This is a genomic window from Algibacillus agarilyticus (genome assembly GCF_003286125.1).
GTDB lineage: Bacteria > Pseudomonadota > Gammaproteobacteria > Enterobacterales > Alteromonadaceae > Algibacillus > Algibacillus agarilyticus.
Genome location: NZ_QMED01000021.1, coordinates 80,159 through 91,293, shown reverse-complemented (window position 1 = coordinate 91,293; position 11,135 = coordinate 80,159). Strand labels below are relative to the sequence as shown.

Annotated in this window: 8 protein-coding genes; 6 read left to right on the top strand and 2 right to left on the bottom strand. The window is 38.8% G+C overall.

Annotation, left to right across the window (positions count from 1 at the left end):
• The first annotated feature begins 88 nt into the window (after positions 1-88).
• The 6 genes from DPX34_RS15505 to DPX34_RS15485 all read left to right on the top strand — a co-directional run bounded on the left by DPX34_RS15505 (position 89) and on the right by DPX34_RS15485 (position 5,189).
• Positions 89-1,114, top strand: a complete 1,026-nt coding sequence (locus DPX34_RS15505; protein WP_111979359.1) for an IS110 family RNA-guided transposase — start codon at positions 89-91, stop codon at positions 1,112-1,114.
• Between the two features lie 469 nt (positions 1,115-1,583).
• The gene (locus tag DPX34_RS22395; RefSeq protein WP_369122241.1) at positions 1,584-1,700 is read left to right on the top strand and encodes a DUF6445 family protein; all 117 of its coding nucleotides are present in this window, start codon (positions 1,584-1,586) and stop codon (positions 1,698-1,700) included.
• Between the two features lie 92 nt (positions 1,701-1,792).
• Positions 1,793-2,041, top strand: coding sequence for a hypothetical protein (locus tag DPX34_RS15500; RefSeq protein ID WP_111979358.1), 249 nt, complete (start codon positions 1,793-1,795; stop codon positions 2,039-2,041).
• Positions 2,042-2,059: 18 nt separating this feature from the next.
• Entirely contained in the window at positions 2,060-2,431 is a 372-nt protein-coding gene (locus tag DPX34_RS15495) for a putative glycoside hydrolase (protein WP_332872830.1), read from the top strand.
• A gap of 80 nt (positions 2,432-2,511) precedes the next feature.
• A complete protein-coding gene (locus tag DPX34_RS15490) occupies positions 2,512-4,089 on the top strand; it encodes a glycoside hydrolase family 43 protein (RefSeq protein WP_111979356.1) in 1,578 nt (525 codons plus the stop codon).
• A gap of 2 nt (positions 4,090-4,091) precedes the next feature.
• Positions 4,092-5,189, top strand: coding sequence for a glycoside hydrolase family 62 protein (locus DPX34_RS15485; protein ID WP_111979355.1), 1,098 nt, complete (start codon positions 4,092-4,094; stop codon positions 5,187-5,189).
• A 514-nt stretch (positions 5,190-5,703) separates the two neighbouring features.
• Here the strand turns inward: DPX34_RS15485 and DPX34_RS15480 are convergent.
• Both DPX34_RS15480 and DPX34_RS15460 read right to left on the bottom strand, forming a co-directional pair.
• Entirely contained in the window at positions 5,704-6,999 is a 1,296-nt protein-coding gene (locus DPX34_RS15480; RefSeq protein ID WP_111979354.1) for a glycosyltransferase, read from the bottom strand.
• Positions 7,000-8,311: 1,312 nt separating this feature from the next.
• Entirely contained in the window at positions 8,312-10,972 is a 2,661-nt protein-coding gene (locus DPX34_RS15460) for a polysaccharide deacetylase family protein (RefSeq protein WP_111979350.1), read from the bottom strand.
• Positions 10,973-11,135 lie beyond the last annotated feature (163 nt).

The window sequence follows — 11,135 nt, the reverse complement described above, 5'->3', positions numbered from 1 at the left end:
CTGCTGAGATGGTCACTCCACATTCGGCATCATAATGTGCCATGATTGTAAGCGACAAAACCATTAATCAAACTGTGGAGTGACCATCATGAAATGTAGCGTAATTAGTATTGACTTAGCAAAGAATATTTTCCAAATCTGTGGCTTAGATGAAAACAGAAACGTTTTGTTTAACAAAAAAGTGAAACGCTCTGCTTTGTTACACGAACTTCGCCAACACGAACCCACTCAAGTTGCAATGGAGGCGTGTTATAGCTCTAACCCTTGGGGGCGCAGAATTAAAATGCTAGGCCATAAAGTTTCTTTACTCCCGGCATTTGCGGTTAAACCTTTTGTGATAGGCAATAAAAACGATCGCAACGATGCACTGGCTATCGCGGAAGCATTCTTCCGCCCAACCATTCGAAAAATAGAAGTTAAATCACTTGAAGCACAAGATATTCAATCATTGCAGCGCGTCAGAGAGCGCATGATAAAAATACGCACCGGTGATGCTAATCAATTACGGGGGTTATTAGCGGAGTATGGTGTTGTCGTACCGCGAACCCGTGTCGCATTAATGAATGAAATCCCTATTATTTTAGAGTGTAATGAAATGGAATTGACGGCGACAGCCCGCAAAATCATTCGTCGGCTTTATCAAAATTTACAAAATCAAGATGAACAACTTGACGCAATTCAACAAGAGCTTGATAGCTTGGTTAAAGATAAAAAAGAATATAAACGTTTAATGACAATCCCTGGTGTTGGCCCTGTACTCGCTTCAGCGATCATGGGCAGTGTTACTGATGCCAACACCTTTAAAAACGGTAGGCAGTTTGCTGCTTGGACAGGAATAACCCCTTCTCAGCATGCCAGTGGTGATAAAAATAGAATGGGTAAAATAACCAAACGCGGGAATAGCACATTAAGGCGGTTGTTTATCATGGGCGCAAGAGCGGTGATGAATTGGTGTACTAAAAAAGATACCTCATTACATCGCTGGGCAAGGCAACTAAAAAGCCGTATGCACGGTTGTAAAGCGGTTGTGGCATTAGCGAATAAACTTGCGCGTATCACTTGGTCAGTCATGGCATATAAGCAAGATTTCGACATAAACAAGGCCTGTGCTTAATCAAAAAAAACGTAGAATTTAAGAAATAAAACCACTCACTCATTTAAGGGCTAAACGGTACTATATGTATTGATGATTTAAACGGTTTTGTCTTATTTGGAACCTCGCCGGGACAGCTGCTCTAGACGCATAATAACGAGTCGAAGAAGCATTATGCCTGCAAAGGCAAATAAGACATCCTTATTCAGGAACTCATTAGGGCGCGGCTGCATTTAAAGCCATCAAGACGCCGGATATATGTCAAGAAACCGTTACTTTACCAAGCATAAAACCAGTTTAGTAAGAAAGAAATATGTAATTTATTCAATGATTTACCCCTATTTTCGGGCAAAAAAACAGGCAATATAGCTTGATTTAATCGGAGTGACCATATATGTCCCCGATAGTCTTGTGGGCAATATAGCTTGACTTAATCGGAGTGACCATATATGTCCCCGATGAACTGCATTAATACTTTTTTAACCGCCTTGTGGTTTACCCCTGCAATTTATTACATTCGGGTAACATTGAAAAAGAATTTCAACCTGACAATAACCCGAAAACGGGTCGTTTAACTATTAATACCTTTATAGATAGCATTAAATAAATTTATCATACAAAATACTAATATTCATATTGACTATAATGTATTAATAGCTAAAATTGGTAAACGTTTTGTTAATTAAAAAGGATAATAAAATGAACAAATGTATATTGATACTGATTTTTATGAGTTTGGGGTTTCCGGTAGTTGCTCAAGAAAAAATTAACACTAATTTCTTTTATTTTTTAAATGGTGAAACACCGGGGTATTGGGGATGGGTGATCCGAGGAGATGGTAATTGGTGGAAGCCAATTGAGGATACTGGTGGCCAAAGTGCTAGCGGTGCTTTGAAAATTGAAAATGCGGATGACCCAGAAATCTCCTCAGCATTAAAGTTAAAGTAACGTAAAGAAAAAGGCGAAATTAATGCGACTATTGTTGGCAGCCCTGTGGATTTGTCTAATTATGAAAATTCGGCTGAATATGCGATAGCAATTAAAGTGATTTCTCGAAAGGTTCCGCAAAAAGTTTTTTTTAAGGTGAATTGTGGCAAAGATTGCAGTGGGCAGGTCGATATTTCTGACAGCTTAAAAAAAGCACCACGTAACAAATGGTTTGTTTTACCAGTCCCGTTAAATTGTTTGTCAATGAAAGGCGTTGATTTAAGTAAGATAGATTGGCCATTTTCTTTGGCGACGGCAGACTCTCTCGAAATTCACCTCGCAGAAGCTCGTATTGCCCCTTTAGCTAAAGGAACGCAAGGTTGTGTTGACGACACAGCTACTGCTAGTTAAGTAATATATTCGGCTATTTTCGTTTCTAATGAGCAAAATAGCCACCCTTTAATTGTTTATTCTTTGATATTGGTCTCGATATGAATTCATTTTTATCAGGATGCAGAACGCTTTGCATCCTATTAAGCTTTGCGATAAGTTCTAGTTTTTCTGGACATGCTAATTCAACTGTTGAATTTAAACCTAATATTTGGGCTGATGTCCCTGATATGTCTGTTATTCGGGTGGATAACACCTACTACATGAGCAGCACTACAATGCATTTAAATCCGGGGGTACCTATTATGAAATCGGATGATTTATTGCATTGGCAAGTGATTAATTATGCTCATCAGGCGCTAGACGATAAGAGTGCCGCTCTTAATTTAAATGGAAATAGTGCATACGGTAAAGGTACTTGGGCGAGTAGCATTAATTATAAGAATGGTGTGTTTTATGTTACCTCCTTTTCTTACACAACAAATAAAACTTATATCTGGACAACGACAGATATCGAAAACGGTCAGTGGCAACAAATCACTTTAGATGCTTTATATCACGATGCTTCTTTATTACTAGATGACGATGGTCGAGCTTATTTAGCTTACGGTCATGCAGATATTAAAATAGTTGAACTCAATTCTGATTTGTTCGAGGCTAAAGCTGGTGGCCTTGCAAAAACCATTATCAAGGATGCGGCATCGGTAGCCGGAGATGACTTTATTTTAAAGGCCGAAGGTACCCAAATTCAGAAAATTAACGGCTGGTATTATATCTCAAACATTTGCTGGCCGAGAGGCAAACCAAGAACTCAAATTATTCATAGGTCACGCACGCTTGCAGGACCTTATGAAGGTAAAATTGTTTTTCAGAATCAGGGGATAGCGCAAGGGGAATATATCAGTAACCCTAGCGGTGATTGGTATTTATATGCGTTTAAAGATAGCGGAGCCGTTGGCCGTATCCCGTATTTAGTGCCGATTGAATGGCGCGATGGCTGGCCAATCATCAGTCCTCGGGCTGAAAAGTTGGCACTGCCTTATGGTACAAATAGCGTTCACGGCTTAATTCGTTCTGATGACTTCAACCAAGCTGAGTTAGATTTAGTCTGGCAATGGAATCATAACCCTATTGAAAGCGCTTGGTCTTTGCAACAACGTCCTGGCTATTTGCGTTTAACCACAGATAAAGTTGTTACTAACCTGTTTGAAGCCCCTAATACCTTAACTCAACGAATGTTTGGACCACAAAGCAGTGCAACAATAAAGCTTGAACTAAGCGGAATGAAAAATGGTGACTATACAGGGTTGGCAGCCTTGCAGGATGAATATGGGCTGGTTGGTATTGAAAAGCACAATGATCAACTCAGTGTACTGATGATTAATAATCAAAATGGCGATCATCAGGTTATTGAGCAGGTTGCACTGAGTCAAACTTACGTTTGGCTGCGCGTTGTCGGAGATTTCACCAATCAGCGCGATCTCGCACAATTTTTTTACAGTCTGGATGGCAAGCATTGGCAAGTTATCGGTAATACGCTGAAGATGAAATATAAACTTAGCCATTTTATGGGCTACCGGTTTGCACTTTTCAATTATGCAACTGAGCGCAAGGGTGGATATGTTGATTTTGACTATTTCAAATTGAATGACAAAGTACAAATAACAACTGGAGAATAAATATGAAAAACAGGAAACTCAATAAGCTGGTTATGTCGCTTGCGGCGATCAGCAGTATAGTCGCCCTGTCCGCATGTATATCAAGCGGTAATAAAAAGCAGGAAGCGGTATTGGTTAACGAGCAAGATAACAGCCAAAACCAGCAGGATAATACCAATAACCAGCAACAAAGCTGTGATTTGCCTACTCAATTTTCATGGCAAGCTTCGGCACCACTGATTTCGCCAAATAATGGAGCCTATGGTATTAAAGACCCGTCTGTTGTTCATTATGATAACAAATTTCATGTGTGGGCGACCATTAATGATGGTAGCTGGAAATCCGTTTATTTAAACTTTTCTGACTGGGCTGAAGCTGACTCAAGTGCCCAATATCCGATGCATGGCACAACAGTCGGTAATACAGTCGCACCACAAATTTTTTATTATGAACCTCATGGAAAGTGGTATAACTTCACTCAGTGGGGACGTGGTTTCTCAACAACGACAGACATTACTGATGTCAATAGCTGGAGCAGACGAGAGGACTTTTTACGCAACGGTCCGCCAATTGAGCAAGGCAAGCCGGAATTGGATTATTGGGTGATTTGTGATGACACAGATTGTCATTTATTTTTCTCACGAGATGATGGTGTTTTATATAAATCAAAAACGTCACGCGAAAACTTCCCATATTTTGATGGCTACGAAATTGTAATGGAAGATCACCGAGGTAACGGCAATAGCTTTTTATTTGAAGCCGCCAACGTTTACAAGGTAGATGGTACAGACAAGTATTTATTACTAGTGGAAGCGTATCGCACACCGGGTTATGGTCCAAGATATTTCCGTTCGTGGACATCAACCAGTTTAGATGGTCCGTGGGAGCCGCTTGCTGATACCGAAGCTAATCCGTTTGCTGGCAATGCTAATGTTGATTGGGGCAGCAACAAATGGGCTGATGGTATTAGCCATGGTGAAATGATCCGCTCCGGATATGATGAATATCTGACAATTGACCCCTGTAATCTGCAATTTGTTTTTCAGGGTGATACAGGTGAATCATTGGATGGTACTTATGGGGGAGAACCTTATAAATTAGGGGTTTTAACTCTTAAATAAAATGTCTTTTTAGAAATTTGTAATAAAAGTGAATGAATTGTTTATTCACTTTTATCTTTCCGCAAGTTCATATCATTCAAAAATCACTCATTTCAGTCAATTATTCTAAAAAATTAACAATTTTTTTCTGCTTAATATTTTTTTAGGCTAAAACTTAACATTATGAACTGCTTATAGTTTTTATGATTATATTAGTGTTTTTTTGTTATATTTTAGTTGAAAGCCTTTGTAAATTACGAAATTTAACTGTTAACAGTGGTGATTTCTTGTTTTTTGCATGTTATAGTAAAAATGACACTAATGTTAAGGTTTGTAATTATGAAAAAAATGAAGATGTTTTCACTAGGTAAAATAAACCGTGTGGGACAGGCATCAATAAACTGGCATCAATAAACTAGTACACTGCCCAGTTTAAATTTTGACGTATTTTTAATATCAGAATTATCTCAGCTAGCAGTGCACCTAACAAAATCGGTGAAAATTGGAGGTAAAAACGGCTATTTGGTAGGGCATATTAACTCACCGTTTGTTCAATTATTTCAATCGCATTTTTAACACCGTCTTCTGTGTTAATCGTTATGCCTATTTTTTCAGCGTTTTTTATAATTAATTGATTTGTTTGTAACGTCAATATCGCCGCCGCTAAATTATCAACCGTTAAATCTTTTTGGTGTATCGGCGTTAAGCCAACTTCGAGTTTTTCTATTTGTTTGCCCCAAAAAGGTTGGTCCATTGAAAAAGGGCAAATCAATGAGGGCTTGCCGGCTTTTAATACGGCGGCGGTGCTGCCAGCTCCGCCGTGGTGAATAACTGCGGCCATTTGCGGAAATAGCCAATTGTGTGGCGCAGATTTAATAACATATATACGATCATTTATATCCTTGTGATCAATTTCTACTCCTCCCCAGCCGGTTGCGATGATCGCCCTGCTTTTGGTTTTATTAAGTGCTTGCACAATAAGGTGACCTAACGCTTTAGCATGACTGCCCGCCATACTACCAAAGCCAATATAAATAGGTGGTTTGTTAGCCGTAATAAAGTTGCTTAATGCTTGTGGGGCTTGCCAGCTGGGATTGTTTTTTAAATACCAGTAGCCCGTTACATGGGCGTGTTTACGCCAGTCATCCGGTTTTTTGAGCACCGCAGGGCTAAAAGCATGCAAATGCGTAATGGGTTGATTAAGGTGGTTTGTTGTGGGTGATGATTTGGGATCACAAGGGGCTAACCCCAATTTATGTTTACGAAATGCATTTATTTTTTGATCAAAAACATGGTGAGCTTTGCGTGTTAATTTATAGCTAAGTTTGTTATACCACTTTGATTGGGCAGGCGTTAAAAACGATAATAGCGGCAGTCCCACTAACGGAAAAGCAGCGGTTGGTTCAAAAGTGGGTATGGGTGAAGCAATAATAAGCGGCACATTTAACGCCTCACCGATATGACTCGCCGAAAGCACTTTAGGGTGCGCAATAATCAGATCGGGTTGTGTATTTTGGGCGGCTTGCCATGTATCTTCAAAAATACGCGGCATAAGCTTTTTACTCAACGCCGCCAGTGTAAACAGGCTACGTATTTTTTTAAAAATAGAGCTGTGGCTATTTAATAAGGTTTTACTGCATTTGTGGTTTATCAGTTCAACAAAATCATTGTTCATATATTGGTAATCAATATTATGGTGTTTAATAAAGTCTTCAAAATAAACAGATGTGCAAATATCAACTTGATGCTGCGCATTTATTAAACCTTGTGCTAAAGCCACATAAGGCTGAACATCACCTTGCGTACCCAAAGTTAAAATTAGTACTTTCATCTCGACTACAATCCAATTTTTAATGGCATGACACTGTGACAAAAATCGTGCAGGACAGGCATAAATAAGCCTTTCGCATAAGGGGCTGATGATAATTGTTGGCTAAAATGTGTAGCGGAGCGAAACTGAGCCAACTGTTAGCAGTACTCTCCACCAAGAAAAATGATGTTTCTATTCTCGGACTCTGCTGCCTGTAATATAGATAAGAATTCTTGTTGAATCGGCTTAATGTTATTACTTAAATCCATTATTTCCAGTACACAATTAATGAACACACTTAAACCAGAATTTAACTTAGTATCTGAATACGGGTCGATGATTATTCCAGATTTTAAGTGATATAACTCAAAAATATCGACAAGATCGTAATATTGCTCACTGTTAATATATAAAAGTAATTTACCCGGCCTACTTCTTTTTAATTCGAACAACTCTAATGACATATGCTTTGTATTGATAACGAGCCTGTAGAATTTCTCTTTTAGAAAAAACAGCTCATAAAAATCATTAAAATTAAGCTCTAAATTGCGCTTCTATGTGAAATCTAGGGCAATATTAATATTGAGCTAAAAACACATTTAAAGCGACTCTCTGCGCATACAAACAGCCAACAAAATAGAACCTATAATCAGAGCATATAGACGATATTGAGACCATGGAAACGAATCATCTGATGCTACCTTAATATACACATCGCCTTCGCCTCTATTAAACATATCTACAGGCAAGAAATCGGCGATGAACATAATTAGTCCAAACGCGATTAATAAAATACTTATTATAAAAACGAATTTATGCACTACTCGATCCTGAGAGTTATATAACGTTTAGCATTCATGCGTCACGTAGTGTGTGATCGCATAATGCCTTGTTGAACGAAGCTGATGCCTTCGCCCAACTTTAAATGGGTATGTTTAATGCTATAGGAAATTGCTTTTTAAAGGAAGCTGGCTTCAATATTAAACCCGTAATTAATAGCGCGTTATTCGACGGGATTATGTTACTTTCGTCTTTTTTCTGTGCTGTGTACATCACGTTTTCATCTTTATAGACCCTATTACGGTTATCAAGCCGAGTCGGTTTAGCTACGCCTTTATTCAAACGCGAAGTTATCAGGTTACCTGTATCAAATTCACTTACTTTCGTCAGTGTTGTGGTTGAATTAACCGGACACGTCAATAAAAGCTTATAATTCTATTATTGACGTGAAAAGACTTATGCGGAACAAGCCGTGCGCCGAGCTAAATCGGTAGGTTAATGATGCTTATCCCACACGACTCCAACTTATTATTGCAAATTCAAGTAGCGACATTTATTCAGCTAATGCTTTAATCGTCGCTCGTAATTTTTTTGCCTGTTTATACGATGGATATAAATGTAAGTATCGTTCGTAATACGAAATAGCCATCATCGGGTTGTTTAATTTTACCATTAAGTCGCCTAAGTTAAGGTATATCGGGGTGCGACGCGGGTTTAATTCAACGGTTCTGTAATACCAAATCAGCGCATCGCCATGTTTACCCTGTTTATCAAGTACGTAACCATAGTTGTTAACGATATTTTCATTATATGGATTTAACTTAACGGCTTGCGCCCAAAGAGCTTCAGCTTCATTTAGTTTATTTTTGCGTAATAGTTTTAAAGCTTGCGCATCGAGTTTATAGGCTTCTTTTACTCGCTTGTTACTTTTTAATTTTGCGTCTAAATCATTATCTTGATTCGCCGTTTGCAAATCGTGATCTCTTTCTAAATCAATTTGCCGACTTACGTCTGCCATTAAATCATTTTGCACGGCCGTTAAAGCGGCCACGCGTTGGGCTTTTTCTTGTATCGACCGACGATTAATTTCAGTCGCGCTTACCGTTTTAAGTTCAAAGACAAAATCACCGCCTTGACCACCAATCAAATTACCAAACGCGGGCGTTTGAGTAGCATAACTCGCAACAACAGGGGAGACATAAGTGCCAATTTCAGATGCGGTTAAATAACCATTGTTATCGGTATCGGCTTTTCCTTCAAGTGCTTGTAAAAAAGCCCAGGTAAAAACAGAATGACCATTGGGTCCACCATCTGCCACTTCTTGGTCGGCACCACCCGCCGTGATAATTTGACGAGCCGATCGCCCTGTAATATGACTTAAATAATTATAATTTTGTGCCCCTACGCCACGTGTCAACGCTAAACCTGAATAACAACTGTCCATAACAAAATAGACATGTTTAGCCGGAATAAGCGCAGAAAAGTCATTAAGCTGGCTCATACTGATTCCACGAACTGAAAACTTATTTAATTCGGCATCAACGGGAATTAAATAACCTAAATTTCCACCGTTAGCCAGTTGGCTTGTGGCTCCATGCCCGGCGTAAAATACAAAGACACGGTCGTTATTACCCACTTTTTTAGGATCAGCTAAGGTATGCCCTAGTACCTCGGTTATATTGTCTCGTGTCGCATCTTTATCATAAAGTTCAATAATATGTTCAGGTTTAAAGCCGAAGTCATCACGTAGTTTATTTGCGATACTGCTTGCATCAGCCACTGCATAATCTAATTTAGGCCAATGCTGGTATTGGTTAACGCCAATAACCACAGCCCAGCTTTTACTATATAATTTAGGTTTAGGCGCTTCAGGTACGCTAGGCACACCTGAGTTTGTTAAACTAAAGGCGGTACCGTCAAGCGTGGTCACCTTAAAGCCTTCTTTAGCTAGCCCTTCTAAAATGTAGGGTAACGCAGCAACCGTTTGTTTATGTATATCGTGAAACAAGAGTATGCCTTTTTGTTTTTTCTTGAGAATGTCTAATGTGCGTTGCGCAATGGATTCAGGTATCGGATCTGACCAGTCTAAGGAATCAATATTCCACATGATGGCATCCATATTTTGCTGTTTGATATTTTGTTCTAGCTCACTATTTTTTGAGCCATAAGGCGGACGAAACAAGCGGTTTTCGAACGAACTGACCGCCTTAATTAATTTATTGGTTTTTTCCAGCTCTAGGTTTTGCTCTGCATTATTTAATTTAGTTAACACGCCATGCGAAAAGCTATGATTTGCCAGCACATGACCTTCGTCTAATATTCGGTTAATCACTTTTTTGTTCTTTTTATGCACCGTGATAATTTCGTTACCATTGGCATCAACGGTAATTTTGCCTAAATTTTTACCAACCGCAAAAAAGTAACCATTTACTTTGTATGTTTTTAAGGTATTTAAAATTTTATCGGTGCGTAATCGGTGCGGACCATCATCAAAGGTCAACACAACCGTTTTATCGGGCATGTTATTACCCCAAATTATTTTAGGCCCTACGGTTGCTAGTTCGTCTTTTTTGGTCGCCACTAAATTAGCACCACGCGTTTTATCTTTATGCAGAATAGGCTCAGATTTTAAATGTTTTTTAATAGATTTAAGGTTATATCGTGTGCTTAAAGCGTTAATATACGTTTTCCATTCATCATTCGCCCCTCGACTCTTTCCTAATTTAGACATTGACAAGCTATATTGTTTACCAAAATACAACATGCTTTTATTTGTCGATTTAACCAACTCGCGTAATTGATATAAGCCTTGTTCGGGTGTTGATTTTTCAGTTTCAAGTAATAATAATTCTTCAGCAAGATCAACAAACGCGAGTAAATCCGCACGATGCAAATTTGCATTTTTTGTGTAATTTACAAAAGATGTGGTGACGGCTAACAATGAACGCTTCGAGGTAGTTTCAGATTGCGTTTCAGCCAAATGAATCAGTTCATCAAAAATAGAATGCTTTATTGAATAGTAACTACGGGCAGCGTGTACATTATTATCTAGTGGATCATGACCTGGCGTCTCATTTAATAAAAGTAACATTTTATGATGAGCCGTTAAAAAACGCTCGAAAGGTAAATCAGCATCTGCCATGGCTAGCCTTGGCGTGATGATAAATGAGAATATAAAAACAAGCGTAACCCAGGCTCCAACCGAACGTGTCATAACTAATTCCTTTGTGTTTAATACCTAAACCCTTGTTAATTTATCTGGCCGGTATTATTAATGTCGCGATGGTACACAAGTCTGTGTGTTATCGCTAGTCAGCACAATGCCAGCAGAGATTGATAAATCGCTAAACTTTAAAATCAGTGGAAATGGTGAGTGT